This window comes from Rhizobium sp. USDA 4016 (assembly GCF_056279705.1).
The window spans coordinates 3,980,001-3,998,918 of sequence record NZ_JBWCCY010000004.1; the positions used below are offsets into that span (position 1 = coordinate 3,980,001).

Annotated in this window: 19 protein-coding genes; 12 read left to right on the forward strand and 7 right to left on the reverse strand. The window is 60.2% G+C overall.

Annotated elements, in window-relative coordinates; all coding sequences use genetic code 11:
- Positions 1 to 49: 49 nt before the first annotated feature.
- From lhpI to ACZ9DP_RS35540, 4 genes are all read left to right on the forward strand, one after another.
- Positions 50 to 997, forward strand: coding sequence for a bifunctional Delta(1)-pyrroline-2-carboxylate/Delta(1)-piperideine-2-carboxylate reductase (gene lhpI / locus ACZ9DP_RS35525; protein WP_476205184.1), 948 nt, complete (start codon positions 50 to 52; stop codon positions 995 to 997).
- Between the two features lie 5 nt (positions 998 to 1,002).
- The gene (hrpB, locus tag ACZ9DP_RS35530; RefSeq protein ID WP_476205185.1) at positions 1,003 to 3,459 is read left to right on the forward strand and encodes an ATP-dependent helicase HrpB; all 2,457 of its coding nucleotides are present in this window, start codon (positions 1,003 to 1,005) and stop codon (positions 3,457 to 3,459) included.
- A gap of 20 nt (positions 3,460 to 3,479) precedes the next feature.
- Complete coding sequence (locus ACZ9DP_RS35535) at positions 3,480 to 4,790, forward strand: ActS/PrrB/RegB family redox-sensitive histidine kinase (protein WP_476205186.1); 1,311 nt, start codon at positions 3,480 to 3,482, stop codon at positions 4,788 to 4,790.
- Positions 4,791 to 4,863: 73 nt separating this feature from the next.
- Positions 4,864 to 5,439: an ActR/PrrA/RegA family redox response regulator transcription factor gene (locus ACZ9DP_RS35540; protein ID WP_028740154.1), complete on the forward strand. Its 576-nt coding sequence runs from the start codon at positions 4,864 to 4,866 to the stop codon at positions 5,437 to 5,439.
- 6 nt (positions 5,440 to 5,445) lie between these two features.
- Here the strand turns inward: ACZ9DP_RS35540 and ACZ9DP_RS35545 are convergent, their stop codons facing one another.
- Entirely contained in the window at positions 5,446 to 5,940 is a 495-nt protein-coding gene (locus ACZ9DP_RS35545; protein WP_074066151.1) for an MmcB family DNA repair protein, read from the reverse strand.
- Positions 5,941 to 6,118: 178 nt separating this feature from the next.
- On the opposite strand from ACZ9DP_RS35545, the gene ACZ9DP_RS35550 reads away from it, so the two are divergent.
- Positions 6,119 to 6,799: a L,D-transpeptidase gene (locus ACZ9DP_RS35550; RefSeq protein ID WP_022718454.1), complete on the forward strand. Its 681-nt coding sequence runs from the start codon at positions 6,119 to 6,121 to the stop codon at positions 6,797 to 6,799.
- A 74-nt stretch (positions 6,800 to 6,873) separates the two neighbouring features.
- Here the strand turns inward: ACZ9DP_RS35550 and ACZ9DP_RS35555 are convergent, their stop codons facing one another.
- The 6 genes from ACZ9DP_RS35555 to hslV form a co-directional block, all read right to left on the reverse strand.
- Entirely contained in the window at positions 6,874 to 9,045 is a 2,172-nt protein-coding gene (locus ACZ9DP_RS35555; protein ID WP_476205187.1) for a malate synthase G, read from the reverse strand.
- 91 nt (positions 9,046 to 9,136) lie between these two features.
- Entirely contained in the window at positions 9,137 to 10,549 is a 1,413-nt protein-coding gene (locus tag ACZ9DP_RS35560) for a cytochrome P450 (protein ID WP_476205188.1), read from the reverse strand.
- 47 nt (positions 10,550 to 10,596) lie between these two features.
- Entirely contained in the window at positions 10,597 to 11,544 is a 948-nt protein-coding gene (locus tag ACZ9DP_RS35565; protein ID WP_194728540.1) for a DUF1402 family protein, read from the reverse strand.
- A gap of 187 nt (positions 11,545 to 11,731) precedes the next feature.
- The gene (hslU, locus tag ACZ9DP_RS35570) at positions 11,732 to 13,039 is read right to left on the reverse strand and encodes an ATP-dependent protease ATPase subunit HslU (protein WP_039843439.1); all 1,308 of its coding nucleotides are present in this window, start codon (positions 13,037 to 13,039) and stop codon (positions 11,732 to 11,734) included.
- Positions 13,036 to 13,560, reverse strand: a complete 525-nt coding sequence (locus tag ACZ9DP_RS35575) for a GNAT family N-acetyltransferase (RefSeq protein ID WP_194728539.1) — start codon at positions 13,558 to 13,560, stop codon at positions 13,036 to 13,038. The genes hslU and ACZ9DP_RS35575 overlap by 4 nt, the downstream gene beginning before the upstream one ends.
- The gene (gene hslV / locus ACZ9DP_RS35580) at positions 13,547 to 14,074 is read right to left on the reverse strand and encodes an ATP-dependent protease subunit HslV (protein WP_039843437.1); all 528 of its coding nucleotides are present in this window, start codon (positions 14,072 to 14,074) and stop codon (positions 13,547 to 13,549) included. Before hslV ends, ACZ9DP_RS35575 begins: the two co-directional genes overlap by 14 nt.
- Positions 14,075 to 14,251: 177 nt before the next feature.
- On the opposite strand from hslV, the gene hisB reads away from it, so the two are divergent.
- Genes hisB through coaA form a run of 7 tightly spaced genes read left to right on the forward strand, consistent with a single transcriptional unit; the run spans position 14,252 to position 18,915 of the window.
- Complete coding sequence (hisB, locus tag ACZ9DP_RS35585; RefSeq protein ID WP_074066146.1) at positions 14,252 to 14,860, forward strand: imidazoleglycerol-phosphate dehydratase HisB; 609 nt, start codon at positions 14,252 to 14,254, stop codon at positions 14,858 to 14,860.
- A 24-nt stretch (positions 14,861 to 14,884) separates the two neighbouring features.
- Positions 14,885 to 15,370, forward strand: coding sequence for a DUF2628 domain-containing protein (locus ACZ9DP_RS35590; protein WP_476205189.1), 486 nt, complete (start codon positions 14,885 to 14,887; stop codon positions 15,368 to 15,370).
- Positions 15,370 to 16,020: an imidazole glycerol phosphate synthase subunit HisH gene (gene hisH / locus ACZ9DP_RS35595; protein ID WP_239596300.1), complete on the forward strand. Its 651-nt coding sequence runs from the start codon at positions 15,370 to 15,372 to the stop codon at positions 16,018 to 16,020. Before ACZ9DP_RS35590 ends, hisH begins: the two co-directional genes overlap by 1 nt.
- Before the next feature lie 30 nt (positions 16,021 to 16,050).
- Positions 16,051 to 16,800 carry a 1-(5-phosphoribosyl)-5-[(5-phosphoribosylamino)methylideneamino]imidazole-4-carboxamide isomerase gene (gene hisA, locus ACZ9DP_RS35600; RefSeq protein WP_476205190.1) on the forward strand — a complete coding sequence of 250 codons (750 nt, stop codon included), beginning with the start codon at positions 16,051 to 16,053 and terminating at the stop codon, positions 16,798 to 16,800.
- On the forward strand, positions 16,797 to 17,585 hold the full coding sequence (hisF, locus tag ACZ9DP_RS35605; protein ID WP_074066142.1) for an imidazole glycerol phosphate synthase subunit HisF: 789 nt from the start codon (positions 16,797 to 16,799) through the stop codon (positions 17,583 to 17,585). Before hisA ends, hisF begins: the two co-directional genes overlap by 4 nt.
- A 14-nt stretch (positions 17,586 to 17,599) precedes the next feature.
- Complete coding sequence (locus ACZ9DP_RS35610) at positions 17,600 to 17,923, forward strand: phosphoribosyl-ATP diphosphatase (protein WP_074066141.1); 324 nt, start codon at positions 17,600 to 17,602, stop codon at positions 17,921 to 17,923.
- Positions 17,920 to 18,915, forward strand: coding sequence for a type I pantothenate kinase (gene coaA, locus ACZ9DP_RS35615; protein WP_039843430.1), 996 nt, complete (start codon positions 17,920 to 17,922; stop codon positions 18,913 to 18,915). Before ACZ9DP_RS35610 ends, coaA begins: the two co-directional genes overlap by 4 nt.
- Positions 18,916 to 18,918 lie beyond the last annotated feature (3 nt).

The window sequence follows — 18,918 nt, forward strand, 5'->3', positions numbered from 1 at the left end:
CGGTCAATCGCTAGTTTGGCGTCTCGGATATTCGGTTATGGAGACTGGAATGCTTGTCCTCGATGAAGCACAAACGCGCGCGGCACTTCCCTGGGCGGACCTTATCGAAGCGATCGCGGCGATGTTTGCCGGCGAATGCGTCATGCCGGTGCGCCATCATCACGACATGCATGTCCCTGGCGAAGAAAATGCGACGCTGCTTCTGATGCCTGCCTGGGTGCCCGGCCGCTATGCCGGCGTGAAGATGGTCTCGGTATTTCCGGGGAACGCCAAGCGCGCGCTGCCGGCAATCTTCGGGACCTACCTGCTCTCGTCAGGTGCAACGGGCGAAATGCTTGCGGCGATCGACGGCGGCGAGCTGACAGCACGGCGCACGGCTGCGACCTCGGCATTGGCGGCACGCTATCTGGCGCGGCCGGATGCGGCCGAGCTGCTTGTCTGCGGAACCGGCCGCCTCTCGCTCAATCTGCTGCAGGCGCATACGGCCATCCGGCCGATCAAGCGCATCCATATCTGGGGGCGCAATCGTGCAGGCGCAGAAAAGGTAGCGGCCGAAGCCCGAGAGCTTGGGCTGGCCGCTGAGGCAGTCTTCGATATCGAAGCGGCGGCGCGAACCGCCGACATCGTCTCCTGCGGCACGCTCTCAAGCGAGCCGCTCATTTGCGGCGCATGGCTGAAACCCGGCGCCCATCTCGATCTCGTCGGCGGCTTCAAGCCTAGCATGCGCGAGACCGACGACGAGGCGATCCGCCGTGCGTCCGTTTTCGTCGATACGCGAGCCGGTGCGATGAAGGAAGCGGGTGATATCGTTCAGCCGCTCGAAAGCGGCGTGCTCAACGAGGGTGCGATCAAGGCAGAACTTGCCGAACTCGTTCGCGGAACACGAGGCGGCCGCAGCGCGGCAGGCGAGATCACGCTTTTCAAATCGGTGGGCGCTGCGCTCGAGGATCTCGCCGGAGCGATTCTCGCCTATGAAACCGTCACCGGCGGGAAATAAGCGCAATGCCCGTTCTGCCGGAACTTCCGGTTTCTCACGTTCTGCCCGAGATCGGAACCGCACTTGCCGAAAGCGGACGAGCCGTTCTTTCCGCGCCACCCGGCGCCGGGAAGACCACGCTTGTGCCGCTTTATCTGCTGGATCAACCATGGCGCAACGACGGCAGGATCATTCTGCTGGAGCCACGGCGGCTGGCAGCGCGGGCCGCGGCGAGCCGCATGGCCTTTCTGCTCGGCGAACAGGTGGGCGAAACAGTCGGCTACCGCATGCGCCTCGACAACCGCATTTCCGGCAAGACGCGGATCGAAGTGGTCACCGAAGGCGTCTTTGCGCGCATGATCCTCGACGATCCGGAACTTTCGGGGGTTTCTTCAGTCATTTTCGACGAATTTCACGAGCGTTCGCTCGATGCGGATTTCGGACTGGCATTGGCGCTCGACGTGCGCACGGCGCTCCGTAATGATCTGCGGCTTCTGGTGATGTCGGCAACGCTCGACGTCGAGCGTGTCGCAGCACTCCTCGACCATCCGCCGGTGATTGAAAGCAGGGGCCGGAGCTTTCCGATCGACGTCCGCTATCGGGATCGCCCGAGCGGCGAGCGTATAGAGGACGCCGCTATACGGGCAATCATCGAGGCCCATGCGGGTGAGACGGGATCGATCCTCGCTTTCCTGCCTGGGCAGGCAGAGATCACCCGAACGGCGGAAAGACTCGAAGGGCGGTTGGGGTCGAACACGCTGATCGCCCCTCTCTACGGCAATCTCGGCCAGAAAGAGCAGGATGCAGCAATCCGTCCGGCGGCGAAGGCCACGCGCAAGATCGTGCTTGCGACCTCGATCGCCGAGACGTCGATCACCATCGACGGCGTGCGCATCGTAATCGACAGCGGGCTGCAGCGGCTGCCGGTGTTCGAGGCTTCGACAGGTATCACACGGCTGGAGACGGTGAGGGTGTCGCGGGCTTCGGCCGACCAGCGCGCCGGGCGCGCAGGCAGAACGGAACCCGGTATCGCGATCCGCCTCTGGCACCCGGGGCAGACGGCCGCGCTGCCTGCTTTCACACCGCCGCAGATCCTGTCGAGCGATCTTTCCGGTCTCGTGCTCGATCTGGCGCATTGGGGCGTTCAGGATCCGGCATCGCTTGCCTTCGTCGACCAGCCCCCAGCGACGACGCTGAAGGAGGCGCGTGCGCTGCTGCAGGAACTCGGAGCCCTAGACAAGGATGGAACTTTGACTGCGCGCGGACGGACGATGCGCGAGCTTGCGCTGCCGCCGCGGCTGGCAGCCATGGTGGTTTCGGCCGGGGAAAGCGGTCACGCAAAAGAAGCTGCAATGCTTGCCGTTCTTCTAACGGAACAGGGCCTCGGCGGCACGAGCATCGACATCGAGGACCGTTTGCGGCGCTTCAAGGTGGAGAAGGGCGAAAGGGCTGATGCTTCGCGACGCCTTGCCGGACGGCTGGCGCGCGGGCTCAACAAGATTTCCTCAAGCGCGCCACCGCTTGCCGGACAGCTCCTGCTGCATGCCTTTCCCGATCGGATTGCCCTGCAGCGCGGCGGGCGGGGACGGTACGTGATGGCAAACGGCCGTGGCGCCGAATTGTCGGAGACGGAACGTCTGGCGGGCAGCCAGATGATGGTGATCGCCGATCTGACCGGACGCGCGACGCAGGCACGCATCCTGGCTGCGGCGGAGATTTCGCGCGGCGATGTCGAAACCCAGCTGCCAGGTGTGATCAAGATCGGCGAGCAGACCTATTTCGACCTGCCGAGCAGGCAGGTCCGCGCCCGGCGCGCGACAAGGCTCGGGGCGATCGTCTTTGACGAAACGCCGTTGCCCCGGCCAGACGGCGAGCCTGTTGCCGCAGCACTAGCGGATGGCATACGGCAATTGGGACTCAACGCCCTGCCCTTTTCCAAGGAAGCTATCCAGCTGCGCGAACGGATCGGCTTTCTGCATCGAACGATCGGCGCGCCATGGCCGGATGTCAGCGACGCTGCGTTATTGGAACGGCTGGACGACTGGTTCACGCCCTACCAGAGCGATGCGCGCGGGCTTTCGGATATTTCCGCCGGATCGCTCACCAGCGGGCTGATGGCGCTTGTGTCGCGCGAACTGCAACGTGACCTCAGCCGGCTTGCACCGACGCATTTCGAAGCGCCAACGGGCCAGCGGCATCCGATCCAGTATGACGGCGAGGAGCCGCTGCTGACGATCCGGGTACAGGAGCTTTTCGGATTGAAGCAGCATCCGGCGATCGGCGGCGGACGGCTGCCGCTTCTTCTCGAACTGACCTCGCCCGCGCACCGGCCGATCCAGACGACGCGCGACCTCCCAGGGTTCTGGGCAGGTTCGTGGAAGGACGTACGTGCCGAAATGCGAGGCCGATATCCGCGGCATTCCTGGCCGGAGCGGCCAGAGGAAGCCTTGCCGACGACACGCGCCAAGCCGCGTGGTACATAAGCCTGGGCGAGGAGCCGAGCATGGCCGATGACGTCAACAACAAACCGCAGAACGACCGGCATAGCAGCCGCAGGCTGCGCCTGCAGACGCTCGTACGTTTGCGCTGGCTCGCGGTCGGCGGACAGGCGGCGACGGTTTTCATCGTTGCCTTCTGGCTGAAATTCCCGTTGCCGCTGCTCGCCAGCAGCTTGCTGATTGCAGCGCTTGCCTGGGTCAATTTCTTTCTGACGATCCGCTATCCGCCGACACATCGCCTGGAACCGCCGGCTGCCTTCGCGCTGCTTGGGCTGGATCTGTTGCAGCTCTGCGCGCTGCTGTTTATCACCGGCGGCCTGGCGAACCCATTTGCGGCGCTCGTCTGCGTGCCGGTCATCATTTCCTTTGCCTCCCAGCCGATCCGCTACAGCGTTGCACTCATCGTCTTTGCAATGGTCTGCATCACGATCCTCGCCTTCTCGCCCTTCCCACTTCCATGGTTCGATGGTGCGGAGATCGATGTGCACAACGTCATGCAGTTCGGTGTCTGGTGCTCGATTGCGTCGACCATGGTCTTTGCAGCTTTTTATGCCTATCGCGTTTCGATGGAAGCGAGCCAGCTGGCGGATGCACTGGCCGCGACCGAACTCGTGCTGCAGAGGGAAAAGCACCTCTCGCAACTCGACGGCCTGGCCGCGGCGGCGGCACATGAGCTCGGAACGCCGCTTGCGACGATCAGCGTCGTCGCAAAGGAGATGGAGCGCGAACTGAAGGACGACGACCGGTTCCGCGAAGACGTGCAACTGCTGCGCAGCCAGAGCGAACGTTGCCGAGATATCTTGAAGCGACTGACGAGCCTTTCGGCAGAGGGCGATGCGCATATGCGGCGGCTGCCGCTGTCTTCGATGATCGAGGAGATCATTGCCCCCTATCGCGAATTTCCGATCGAAGTCGAGCTGATCGAGAAAAGCCCGCGCAAGGGTGAACCGGTGACGGAGCGCAATGCCGGGATCATCTATGGGCTTGGCAATCTCATCGAAAATGCCGTCGATTATGCTCGCGAGAAGGTAACGGTCACGGTCGAACATGACCACAACAAGGTGCTGATCGTCATCGAGGACGACGGCAACGGCTACGCACCGGATATTCTCACCCGTATCGGAGAGCCTTACGTCACCAAAAGGCAGAAGGAGGATACTGCAGGCGGGCTGGGGCTTGGACTTTTCATCGCCAAGACGCTGCTTGAACGTTCCGGTGCGACGCTGGTTTTCGAGAACCGCGATCCGGAAAGTGAAGGAGCGCGTATCCGTGTCGAATGGCCGCGCATGCTCATCGATGCAAATTCGACAAAATGACTTTATCGGCATAATGAAGATATGTGCAGTTGGCAAATATAGGGCGGGTTGCAAACCGCCAGGATCGAAGACCATGACCGAACAAAGCCACGAAACCCTTACCGCCGGCGAACACGACATCGGCCCCGACGCGAGCCTCTTGATCGTCGACGATGACGGTCCCTTCCTGCGACGCCTGGCACGCGCGATGGAGACACGCGGCTTCCAGGTCGAAATGGCCGAATCGGTTGCGGAAGGAGTTGCGAAGTCGAAGAGCCATCCGCCGAAATATGCGGTGGTCGACCTACGGCTCGGCGATGGTAACGGCCTCGACGTCATCGAGGCGATCCGCCAGCGCCGGGACGATACGCGGATCATCGTGCTGACGGGCTACGGCAATATCGCAACGGCGGTGACGGCCGTGAAGCTGGGAGCTGTCGACTATCTCGCGAAGCCTGCCGATGCGGACGACGTGTTCGCAGCCTTGACTCAGCGGCCGGGCGAAAAGGCGGAACTTCCCGAAAACCCGATGTCGGCCGACCGGGTTCGTTGGGAACATATCCAGCGTGTCTACGAAATGTGCGAGCGCAACGTCTCCGAAACAGCGCGGCGGCTCAACATGCACCGCCGCACGCTGCAGCGAATTCTCGCCAAACGCGCTCCGAAATAGCCGCTGTTAAATATCGTCGGTGGCAAGCTGCTTGCCATTCGCCCATTCGGCCAGCATCAGTCTCTGCGCGGCGGCACGGGAGAAATTCAGCATGACCGACTTGCGGGTTGCCGGCGCCAGGCGGTGTTCCGGCGCTTCGCGGATCATATGCGCGCCATAGCCGTCCGACAGGAACAGTCCGCATTCCGCCGGGAAGATATCAAGCGGTACATCCTTGTGCGTCGCAAAGAAGAGCCGGTCGCAATGCAGCCGGTATTCGGGCCATTTGCGATCAACGCGAAAATCCTCGATTGAGGTTTTGATCTCGATAATCCAGATCTCGCCCTTTTCCGACATGGTGATCAGATCGGCGCGCCGGCCGCTCGCCAACGGCAGTTCAGGCAGAACCGCATGACGCATGTCGTGAAGTAATATCTGAGTCCCTCGGCGCACGAGCATAGCTCTGTCCGATTGCCGGCCATCTATTAACGGATTGTTATTGTAAACGCTCAAAATCGTCATGGATAACCGTTTGGGAACACTGCGCTCTGTTGCAAAAAAACCATGCGGTTCTACTTTGCCGCTGCGGGCAACTCTCGTCGCACTGCAACATCTTGCAAAGACGAAGTTAATCGAAAATAAACCATAATCAAAGATGGTTCCAAGACCGTTTCCTCACTGCCAATCCTAAGAGATATTCATGCGCATCCGCAATGCATTCCCTGTGTTCGGCCTGATCGCGACCCTCGCTCTGGCCGGCTGCTCCACCAATTCCGATCGCGCTTCCCTCGAAGACAAGGCCGCCGGCCCGACTGTCCAGACGGCGCAGATCTTCGATGACGCCTACGGCGTGAGGACTGATGCCGGATACGCTCTGCCCGCCATCCCGATCCAGCGCGTCAAGCCGGAGTTCCGCCGACAGATCGTTTCCTACGAGACGACCGAGCGTCCGGGCACGATCATCGTCAACACCCGCGAACGCCACCTTTACTACGTCCTTCCGGGCGGCAAGGCGATGCGCTACGGCATCGGCGTCGGCAAGCAGGGCTTCGCATGGGCCGGCACGGCCTATGTCGCCTGGAAGCAGGAATGGCCGACCTGGCATCCGCCGAAGGAAATGGCCGTCCGCAAGCCCGACATTGCAAAATACGTCGAAGACGGCATGGGCCCAGGTCTCACGAATCCGCTCGGCGCACGCGCCATGTATCTTTTCAACGAAAAGGGTCAGGACACCCTTTTCCGTCTTCACGGCACGCCCGAATGGGCCTCCATCGGCACCGCGGCTTCGTCCGGCTGTATCCGCCTCATGAACCAGGACGTTATCGACCTCTACAGCCGTGTCCGTCCGGGCAAGGCGACCAAGGTCATCGTTATCCAGTAAGCTAAAAAGCGAATTCGTTATAAAAAAGGCCGCCGGAATTTTCTTCCGGTGGCCTTTTTGTTAGATCATGAGCCTTATGCAGCCTGCTTGCCTTTGAGCTCAAGACGGCGGCGATGAAGAACCGGTTCCGTGTAGCCGCTCGGCTGCTCCCTGCCCTTCAAGACAAGATCGACGGCAGCCTGGAAGGCGACCGAGCGCTCGAAATTCTCCGCCATCGGTATATAGGCAGGATCGCCGGCATTCTGCTGATCGACGACTGCGGCCATGCGCTTCATCGTTTCGATGATCTGCGCTTCGCTGACGACCTTGTGGTGCAGCCAGTTGGCCATGTGCTGAGCGGAAATGCGAAGCGTTGCGCGGTCTTCCATCAGCCCGACATTGTTGATGTCGGGCACCTTTGAGCAGCCGACACCTTGATCGACCCAACGGACGACGTAGCCGAGGATACCCTGCGCATTATTGTCGAGTTCTCGCTGGATTTCTTCCGCTGTCCAGTTCGGCCGGGTGGCGACAGGAACGGAAAGGATATCGGAGAGCTTGGCGCGGGCACGATCCTTCAGTCCGCGCTGAACATCGGCCACGTTGATCCGGTGATAATGCGTCGCATGCAGTGTTGCTGCGGTTGGCGAGGGAACCCAGGCGGTGTTGGCGCCGGCCTTCGGGTGAGCGATCTTCTGCTCCAGCATGGCCGCCATCAGGTCAGGCATCGCCCACATGCCCTTACCGATCTGCGCGTGACCGGACAGGCCGCATTCGAGGCCGATATCGACGTTCCAGTTCTCGTAGGCGGAAATCCAGGCCGCCTGCTTCATATCGCCCTTGCGGATCATCGGGCCTGCTTCCATCGAGGTATGGATCTCGTCTCCGGTACGGTCGAGGAAGCCGGTATTGATGAAGACGACGCGCTCGCGGGCAGCACGAATGCATTCCTTGAGATTTACCGTCGTGCGGCGCTCCTCATCCATGATCCCCATCTTCATCGTGTTCTTCGGCATGCCGAGCAGTTCTTCGACGCGGGAGAAAATCTCGACGGCGAAGGCCACTTCCTCAGGCCCATGCATCTTCGGCTTGACGACATACATCGAGCCGGTGCGGGAGTTCTTGTGGAGGCCGTTGGGACCGATATCGTAAAGCGCGATCAGGCCCGTAATGGCGGCATCCATGATGCCTTCAGGAACTTCCCGGCCGTCGCGGTCGAGGATAGCCGGATTACCCATAAGGTGGCCGACATTGCGGACGAGCATCAGCGAGCGGCGGTGCAAGTCAAAGGCGGAGCCGTCCGGCGCCTGATAGGTGATGTCGGGATTGAGCTTGCGGACGAAAGTCGCGCCGCCCTTGCTCACCTCCTCCTGCAGGTCACCCTTCATGAGACCAAGCCAGTTGCGATAGACGACGACCTTGTCCTCGGCATCGACGGCGGCGATCGAATCCTCACAGTCCATGATCGTCGTGATCGCAGATTCGAGCCAGACATCGGAGATCTGCGCCGGATCGCCCTTTCCGATCGGCGTCGAGCCATCGATGATAATCTCGATGTGAATACCGTTGTTTTTCAAGAGAAGATGTGTCGGCGTCTCCGCATCGCCTCGATAGCCGGCGAAATGCCGATTATCCGTGAGCGCCAGTTTTTCGCCGTCCGTCGAGGTGACCGCGAGATTTCCGCCGTCCGCCTTGAAGGCAGCCGCATCCTTCCAGCTCGCGCCTTCGAGCGGCGCGGCGCTGTCCAGAAAATCGCGAACCCAGGCGATGACCTTTTCGCCGCGCTTCGGATTGTATCCCTTGCCTTTTTCCGCTCCGTCGCTTTCGGGAATGGCATCCGTGCCGTAAAGCGCATCATAAAGTGAGCCCCAGCGCGCATTTGCGGCGTTCAGGGCGTAACGCGCATTCATGACAGGAACGACGAGCTGAGGCCCCGCAATCGAAGCGATCTCGGGATCGACATTCTCGGTCGAAACTTGGAAATCCGAGCCTTCCGGCAGCAGGTAGCCGATTTGGCGCAGAAAGGCCTGATAGCTTTCCATGTCCGCCGGCGCACCGTTCTGGCGATACCATTCGTCAATAAGCGCCTGCAGGTGATCGCGTTTCAGAAGCAGTTCGCGGTTCTTCGGCGCGAGGTCATGAACGATTGCGGAAAAGCCGGCGAAAAATGCATCAGCGTCAACCGGAAGGCCGGGAAGCACTTCGTTGACGATGAAGTCATGAAGGACAGTTTCGATGGAAAGACCGTTCTTTTCGATGCAGCTCATGCAATTCTCCTCCCGCGGAAGGCGGCGTTTTCACATGCTGTCAATTTGCGCCGCTGTCATTCATAGTCAATTCTGCAATAGTTCGAAAGATTTATGCCGACAAGGAAACAGTACGCTGCGTGACGCGCATCGGCAGACCGTTTTGAGGTTGGGTCGTCAGCTTTTGCACCGGCCAGGGATTGGTCTTTTCCGTCACATCGAAGCGGAAACGGCTCATCAATACGGCTAGCGCGATGACCGCCTCCTGCATGGCGAAGGTGGCACCGATGCAGACGCGCGGACCGGCACCGAATGGCAGGAACTGGAACCGGCCGATCTTGCCGCGGTTTTCCGGGAAAAACCGCTCGGGCATATAGGCACGCGGCTTCTCCCAATAGAGCTCATGCCGGTGAAGAGTCCAGGGCATGACGAGCACCGTCATGCCGGCATGGATATCGACCTTCTCGCCCTTGGAATCTGTCCAGCTGTCGTCAGCGATCGCCGCGCGGTCGATCGACGGCGCCGGCGGATAGAGCCGTAGGGCCTCTTCAAAGGCGGCGCGGGTGAAGGGCATCTGATCGAGCCATTCGACGGGCTCGGCGCCGCTTGCGAGAACGCGGCCGATCTCTTCCTCCATCGCGTCGCGGATATGCGGACTGTTCGCCACGCAATAGAGCGTCCATGCGAGCGCTCGCGCCGTCGTTTCGTGACCCGCGCCGATGAAGGTCAGAATATTGTCTTCGATCTCTTCATTGGTGAGGGCGCCCGTTGCTGCCCGGTCGAGCAGCAGAGTCAGAAAATCTTCCGGCGCCGAGCCGCGATCGGCAGCCATGCGCCGGAGCCTGGCGTCCATCGTCTCGCGCACGATGTTGCGGAATTTGTCGAGAACCTTCTGGCCACCAATGCGTGTCACCCGCGGCACCCAGGGCGGCGCTCGCAGGAGATCCATGGGATCGACGCGGCCCATACGGTGCAAAAGCGCGTTCACATCCTCAGCAAAGCTGTCTGATGCGGTGACGATCTCACCGGAAAACAGCGTATCGGCGAGGATCGCAAAAGTGAGCTCGGTCATATCGCTGGCGATTTCGAATACTTGGCTCTCGCCTCCGACCGCTTCGTATTTTCGCGCATAGACCTCGGATTGCAGCAGCATTTGCCCTGCGAAACCGTTGGCGTGGCGCGGCGTGAAAACGGGAGCAACCGCCTTGCGCGATCGCTTCCAGACCTCCCCTTCGGCCGTCAGCAATCCGTCGCGCAATATGGGGCGCAATACGAGCTGGCGGATATCCGCCATGCGGTAGTTCGCGACGTTGTCGACCAGCACATGTTTGATGAGACCCGGATCGTTGACGATGATCGTGCTATCGTGGAAGAAGCGCGTCTTGATCCAGGGAAGCGTGTAGGACGGCTCGCCCCAGAGCTCCAGCGGATTGCGAAGGATCGTGCAGATCATCTCCAGCCGCGATGGCGGCACAGAGCGCGGCAGCGGTGCGGGTGGAACAAACGGTTCCGGTCGCATATCCATGGAAACGGCCTTTCGCGGAGGATTATAACCTCCCGCAAAGGCGAAGGTTAGAGCAGGCCCTCAAGCTCGTCCAGCTTGTCGTTGATCAGCCAGCCGTAATAATTCTCCTCTGGCCAGACTAGCGCACCTGAGGCCCGGTTCTTCGCGGCAAGAGCCAAAGCGCGCTGGCGCGAATTGCCGACATTGTAAAGCGTCGCGGTCAGACCAGGATTCTTCGAAATATCCATGCCGGCGATCTGCTTGTAATCTTCGATCGACTCGCGAATCGAGGCCGCAACGAAGGCGAGCGAGATATCCGGCTCCATGATGGCGCTGTAAACGGCGCCGGCGTCCTTTTCGTTCAGTCTCGGATAGCCGGAAACACGGCTGACCAGATCCGAGAGCATTAATGCCGTCAGCGGGTTCACCTGGCCGAGACCAAAGGTCTGACCGGCATAAAACGGTTGGAAGAACACAGCGCTGAAGCGATTGTTCGGGAAGCTCTTGCCGTCCACAGCCTTTCCACGGAAGTCGCGTTCCCAAACATCCTCACGGCAGCTCCAGAGCAGATAGGAATCACGCTTGCCGTTGCACTCTGCAAACTGCGGACGATCGACGAAGGTGTCGACATCCTCGCCCTCGTAGGCAAAGCGGAAGCTCTCGCCGGCATAGGAGGCGGCCTTCACGTAGTAGGACTGAAGGCGGTCATAAGCATCGACGTTATAAGTGTGCTCGCCGACGATGGCGCCGATGATGTGGATGGGATCGATGCTGTAGGCGGCGGCCGTCTTCCTGATCTTGCCCATCAGTTCGCGATCGGTGGAGAGCAGTTCGTAAACTTTCTCGTACTTCCGGTCGAAGGTCGACTTGGTGCCCTTGGTGCGGCGGACGGATGCGCCCGGAACCGCCGGCTGCTCGATGTTGCGATTGCCGGGCGGCACGACCTCAACGGCATAGGCTGGCACGGATGTGAGCGCCGCAATGGCGATCAGGAAGCATGTCAAAAGGCGTCGCACGATCAGCTATTCCGTCTGGTTATATCGTCTTCATGGCGAAGCGCGCTGACTGGACCAGAATCTTGGCCGAATAAAGCCGCGTTCACACAAGCGGGCCTTCACTAAGAAGTAAAAGGCCCGCTGTCGAGAGTTCAGACTGTCGAAATCCGCTGTGGAACCTGCAAAGGTTGCAGCCGGTGCGGCAATATCACAGGATGAAGCGCGAGAGATCCGTGTTTTGCGCCAGATCGCCGACGTGCTCACGCACATAGGCCGAGTCAATCTTTATCGCCGAACCACCGCGATCCGGCGCGTTGAAGGAAATATCGTCCAGGACACGTTCCATCACCGTCTGCAGCCGGCGAGCGCCGATGTTTTCGACCGAAGAGTTCAGATGGACTGCGACATCAGCTAGGGCATCGATCGCATCGTCGGTGAATTCTAGATTCAGGTTCTCCGTTTCCATGAGAGCGCGATACTGCCGGATCAGGCTCGCTTCGGTTTCGGTCAGGATGCGGCGGAAGTCTTCCTTGGTCAGCGGCCGAAGTTCGACACGGATCGGCAGGCGGCCCTGCAATTCCGGCAGGAGATCGGAAGGCTTCGACACATGGAAGGCGCCCGAGGCGATGAAGAGAACATGGTCCGTCTTCACCGGTCCATACTTCGTGGAGACGGTCGTTCCCTCGACGAGTGGCAGAAGATCGCGCTGCACGCCTTCGCGCGACACGCCGGCCCCCATGCCGCCGTCACGCGCCGCAATCTTGTCGATCTCGTCGAGGAAGACGATGCCATCATTTTCGACCGCGCGCACGGCTTCGCGCTGGATGATATCATTGTCGATCAGCTTGTCGGACTCGTCCCGGATGAGATCGGTATAGGAGGCTTTCACCGTCGTGCGGACCTTCTTGGTGCGTCCGCCGAGCGCCTTGCCGAACATTTCCGAGATGTTGAGAACACCGATATTGGCACCGGGCATGCCGGGGATTTCAAAGCCGCCCATGCCCGCGCCGGTGTCGGCAACCTCGATATCAATTTCCTTGTCGTCGAGTTCACCGTTGCGCAGCTTCTTGCGGAAGCTGTCACGGGTGGCAGGAGAGGCGGTCGCACCGACAAGGGCATCAAGGACGCGTTCCTCGGCGCTCATATGAGCCTTAGATTCGACCTCGGCGCGCTTCTTGTCGCGCGCGAGCCCGATGCCGATTTCGACGAGGTCGCGGATGATTTGTTCGACATCGCGGCCGACATAACCGACCTCAGTGAACTTGGTTGCCTCGACCTTGATGAAAGGCGCACCGGCAAGCTTGGCAAGACGGCGGGAAATCTCCGTTTTGCCGACGCCGGTCGGGCCGATCATCAGGATATTCTTGGGCATCACTTCGTCACGCAGGCTCGGATCGAGCTGCTGACGGCGCCAGCGGTTGCGGAGCGCAATCGCCACGGCGCGCTTGGCCTCATGCTGACCGATAATGTAGCGGTCGAGTTCGGAAACGATCTCGCGGGGGGAAAAGGTGGTCATGGTAAATCCGTTTCTCCGGGTGCGTCCAGCGCCATGAAATGGGCCGGACCGTAAATGGAAGTTCTTGTATCGACGTAGCGAAAGCCCGCCTTCTCGTAAGCCCTGATCGCCCGAAGGTTTTCAGGATCCGGATCGATCACGATGCGCTTGGCGCCGTCTGCAAAAAGCGCGGACGTAAACTGGCGGATGATCGCAGCACCGTGGCCCTTGTCCGTCAGTTCCGGGATACCGATCGAGATGTCGATGCCGAGCGTACCCTTCGGCTGATCCTGATAAGGATGGCCCTCCTCAAGATGAGGATCGTAACTTTGCAGGTAACCTATAGGCTTTCCGTCCAGTTCCACGATCATTGGCCGGGTTTCTTCGCTCGTCATTGCCTCTTCGATCGAACCAAGCTCCGTTGAAGGTTCGCCCCACCATCTCGCGACATGCGGCTCCGCAAGCCATTGCGCCAGAAGAGGGAAATCCTCACGGCAGACGTCGCGGAAACGGTATCGGGAGGCAGGCTTAGTTTTCAGCATCCAGTGTTTCCACCACCATGTTGTGGTTCGTATAGACGCAGATATCGGCTGCGATATCCAGCGCGCGGCGGGCGACCTCCTCGGCAGACTTGTCCGTATCCATCAGGGCACGCGCCGCCGCCAATGCGTAGTTGCCGCCAGATCCGATCGCCGTGACGCCATGCTCGGGCTCCAGAACATCGCCGTTGCCGGTGACTGCCAGTGTTATCGATTTGTCGGCGACCAGCATCATGGCCTCTAGATTGCGAAGATATTTGTCCGTGCGCCAGTCCTTGGCGAGCTCTACGGCTGCGCGCATTAACTGGCCCGGATACTGCTCGAGCTTCTTTTCAAGACGCTCGAGCAGCGTAAATGCGTCCGCGGTCGCACCAGCAAAGCCGGCAATGACCTCGCCCTTACCAATGCGGCGCACCTTGCGCGCATTGCCCTTCATGACGGTCTGACCGAGGCTGACCTGGCCGTCACCGGCAATCACCACCTTGCCGCCCTTTCGAATTGTAATAATCGTTGTCATCAAAACATCCTTGCCCGGATCAGCGGGCGTTACGCCGAGCCGCTCTCCGGCCCTGTGAGCCCTATGTAAGTTGGCCGATGCCGATTGCAAATGGGCCGGTTTTTCTGCCGGTGCGCTTCTGGATATTTGAGGGAACGCCTGATAAGGAACGGCCGTCATTCCTGATGGAGCAGCCATATGGCCGAGACTGCAGCAAGCCGCATGGGCAATGTTTCCCGCAAGACGAACGAGACTTCGGTTTCCGTTTCCGTCAATCTTGATGGTAGCGGCAAAGCCAAGATCTCGACGGGTGTCGGCTTCTTCGACCACATGCTCGATCAGCTTTCGCGACATTCCCTGATCGATATGGAGATCGAGACGAAGGGCGACCTGCATGTCGACGATCACCACACGGTCGAAGATACCGGGATTGCGATAGGCCAGGCGATTGCAAAAGCGCTCAGCGACCGCCGTGGCATCACCCGCTATGCTTCGATCGACCTTGCCATGGACGAGACGATGACGAAAGCCGCCGTCGATCTTTCCGGCCGGCCGTTCCTTGTCTGGAACGTCGCCTTCAACGCGCCGAAGATCGGCACCTTCGACACGGAACTTGTCCGCGAATTCTTCCAGGCACTTGCGCAGAACGCCGGCATCACCTTGCACATCTTGAACCATTATGGTGCCAACAACCACCATATTGCAGAGACCTGCTTTAAGGCCGTTGCCCGCGCGTTGCGCATGGCGACAGAGATCGATCCAAGACAGGCGGGCCGTGTTCCCTCGACGAAGGGCACGCTCGTCTGAGCCCCTTCAGGGAGCTTGAACGATATGACTTCCAGCTATCTGGTTTTGACGGCTCCGGGCGGAACGGATGTCACCCATGAGAAGACGCGCGTCATCCGCGACGGCTTCACGCTGCTCGGCTTTCTCTTTCCCTGGCTATGGCTTCTTGCACACCGGCTTTGGCTCTATGCGCTTGCAGCATTCCTGCTTCAGGGGCTCGGCGGCATTTTAATGGATCGGCCCGGACTCTGGCCGGCAGGCTTTGCGATCACGCTCGGCACTTGCATCCTGGCCGGCTTCGAGGGCCAAAACCTGCGAATCCGAAATCTCGCTTCCAGAGGCTGGAACGAGGAAGCCGTGATTGCGGCAGATTCGCTTGCGACAGCGGAAGAGATCTTTTTTTCGAATATCGAGACCAATGCCGATGGCGACCGCATGCCGGCGCCGGAGTGGGGGCGACATCCGCATTCCCCCGGCCGCCATGGCAATACGACTTCGCTTGGTCTCTTTGGCTTTAACGGAGGACGCTGATGCGCGTCGCAATTATCGACTACGGCTCGGGCAATCTGCGCTCGGCAACGAAGGCCTTCGAACGCGCCGCACGCGAGGCAGGCATCGACGCCCATATCGATCTGACGGACAAGGCCGAGAATGTCGCGTCGGCCGACCGCGTCGTTCTGCCAGGTGTCGGTGCCTATGCCGATTGCCGCCACGGGCTCGATGCCGTTCCCGGCATGACCGAAGCGCTGATCGAAGCGGTTGAGAGGAAGGCAAGGCCGTTCCTCGGTATCTGCGTCGGTATGCAGCTGATGTCGTCGCGCGGCCTTGAAAAAACCGTGACGGAAGGTTTCGGCTGGATTCCTGGCGACGTCGTTGAAATGACACCGGACGATCCCGACCTCAAGATTCCGCAGATCGGCTGGAACACGCTCGACCTTCGGCATCCGCATCCACTCTTCGAAGGCATTCCGACAGGGCCTGATGGCCTGCATGCCTATTTCGTGCATTCCTACTATCTGGCCGCCGAAAACGCCGGCGATGTCATCGCCACGACGGAGTACGGCGGAGCGATGACGGCCTTCGTCGGACGCGACAACATGGCAGGTTCGCAATTCCATCCGGAGAAGAGCCAGAAGCTCGGTCTCGCCCTGATCACCAATTTCCTGCGCTGGAAGCCTTAGGCTCGCGCAGACCGCAAGGACTGAACCAACATGATCCTATTTCCCGCCATCGACCTCAAGGACGGCCAATGCGTTCGCCTGAAGCTCGGCGATATGGAGCAGGCAACGGTCTACAACCCCGACCCTGCCGCACAGGCGAAAAATTTCGAAGACCAGGGCTTCGAATGGCTGCACGTTGTTGACCTCAACGGCGCCTTTGCCGGCGAAAGCGTCAATGGCGCGGCCGTCGACACGATCCTCAAGGCAACGAAGAACCCGGTGCAGCTCGGCGGTGGCATCCGAACGCTGGCGCATATCGAAAACTGGCTCTCCCGCGGCCTGACACGTGTGATCCTCGGTACGGTTGCCGTTCGCGATCCGGCGCTGGTCATCGAGGCCTGCAAGCAGTTTCCGGGCAGCGTCGCCGTCGGCATCGATGCGAAGGGCGGCAAGGTGGCCGTGGAGGGCTGGGCGGAAGCCTCCGAGCTTGGCGTCGTCGAACTTGCCAGGAAATTCGAAGGTGCCGGCGTCGCGGCAATCATCTACACCGACATCGATCGCGATGGGATCCTGACCGGCATCAACTGGCCCTCGACACTGGAGCTTGCCGATGCCGTTTCGATCCCGGTGATTGCCTCGGGCGGGCTCGCTTCGATCGAGGATGTGAAGCGCATGCTGCAGCCCGACGCCCGCAAGCTGGAAGGTGCCATCTCAGGCCGTGCGCTGTATGATGGACGTATTGATCCTCGGGAAGCCTTGGCGCTGATCAAGGCGGCGCGGGAGAAGGAAGACACACAATGACCCTGAAAGCCCGCGTCATCCCTTGCCTCGACGTCAAAGACGGCCGTGTCGTCAAGGGCGTCAACTTCGTCAACCTGATCGATGCCGGTGATCCGGTCGAGGCTGCGAAAGCCTATGATGCTGCCGGCGCAGACGAGCTCTGCTTCCTCGACATCACGGCCTCATCTGACAATCGCGAAACGATCTTCGATGTCGTTTCCCGCACCGCCGAACAGTGCTTCATGCCGCTGACTGTCGGCGGCGGCGTGCGCAGCATCGGCGATATCCGCAAGCTGCTGCTCTGCGGTGCCGACAAGGTCTCGATCAATTCGGCGGCCGTGAACAATCCGGACTTCGTCGCTGAAGCTGCCGACAAGTTCGGCGACCAATGCATCGTCGTTTCGATCGACGCCAAGCGGCGGCGCACGCAGGCTGTTGGCCAGGACAACTTGAGCGCCTGGGAAATCTATACCCACGGCGGCCGCAACGCGACCGGCATCGATGCCGTGGAATTTGCACAGAAGATGGTTGCCCGCGGCGCCGGCGAGCTGCTTGTCACCTCGATGGATCGCGACGGCACGAAAGTCGGCTACGATCTTGAGCTCACCCGGGCGATCGCCGATTGCGTTCGCGTGCCCGTCATTGCATCGGGCGGCGTCGGCGATCTCGACGATCTGGTCGCAGGCGTGAAGGATGGGCATGCCAATGCCGTGCTTGCTGCCTCCATCTTCCATTTCGGCACCTATTCCGTCGGCGAAGCGAAGCACTATATGTCTTCGCATGGCATTGCGATGCGCCTCGACTGATTGAAAGCGACAGTATGACCGGATTTTCCCTTTCCGATCTGGAAAAGATCGTCGACGAGCGGTCGAAGGCCTCACCGGATGAATCCTGGACGGCGAAGCTCGTTGCCGCCGGACAGCAGAAGGCAGCAAAGAAACTCGGCGAAGAAGCCATTGAAACCGTCATGGCTGCCGTGGCGGCGGATCGCGCCAATCTTACCTACGAGGCGGCCGACCTCCTCTATCACCTTTTGGTCGTATTGAAGATAGCAGGCATTCCGTTGCAGGATGTGATGGCGGAGCTTGAGCGGCGTACGGCTCAATCCGGCGTCAAGGAAAAGGCCAGCCGGCAGAGTTCATGAGTATCGCGACGCAAATTCTTGGGGCGCCAGAAACGCTCGATCACTTCCAGGCGAATTCCTATTCGCCGTATAATTTCTTTTCTTCCGAGGAATGGGCAAAGTTCCGCGCCGACACGCCGCTCACGCTAACGGCCGAGGAGGTCGCGAGGCTGCGCTCGATGGGCGATCCGGTCGATCTCGACGAAGTCCGGCGCATCTACCTCTCGCTGTCGCGTCTGCTCTCCTCACATGTCGAATCATCGCAATTGCTCTTTGAACAGCGCAACCGGTTCCTGAGCTTGTCCGACGTGACGAAAACGCCATTCGTCATCGGCATCGCCGGCTCCGTCGCCGTCGGGAAATCAACGACCGCGCGTATCTTGAAGGAACTCCTGCGGCGCTGGCCATCGAGTCCAAAGGTCGACCTGATCACGACCGACGGCTTTCTGCATCAAAACGCAGTGCTCGAGCGGGAAAACCTGATGCAGCGCAAGGGCTTTCCCGAAAGCTACGACACAGGCGCCATCCTGAAATTCCTCTCCGCGATCAAGGCCGGACAGCCGAATGTGAAGGCGCCCGTCTATTCTCATCTGGTCTATGACGTCGTTCCGAACGAATACACGATCATCGACCGGCCCGACATCCTGGTTTTCGAAGGCATCAACGTTCTGCAGTCGCGCGACCTTCCGGCCGACGGCAAGATCGTGCCGATGGTTTCCGACTTCTTCGATTTCTCGATCTACATCGATGCCGAAGAAGAACTGATCCACAACTGGTATGTCACACGCTTCATGCGTCTGCGCGAAACCGCCTTCCGCGATCCGAATTCCTATTTCCATCGCTATGCCTCGATCAGCGAAAAAGAAGCGCTTTCGATCGCCGAAGGGCTTTGGGCCAACATCAACCTGAAGAATCTCCGGCAGAACATCCTGCCGACCCGCCCACGGGCTGATCTGATCCTGCGCAAGGGCGAAAACCACCTCATCGAGCAGGTCGCGCTAAGGAAGCTTTAGCCG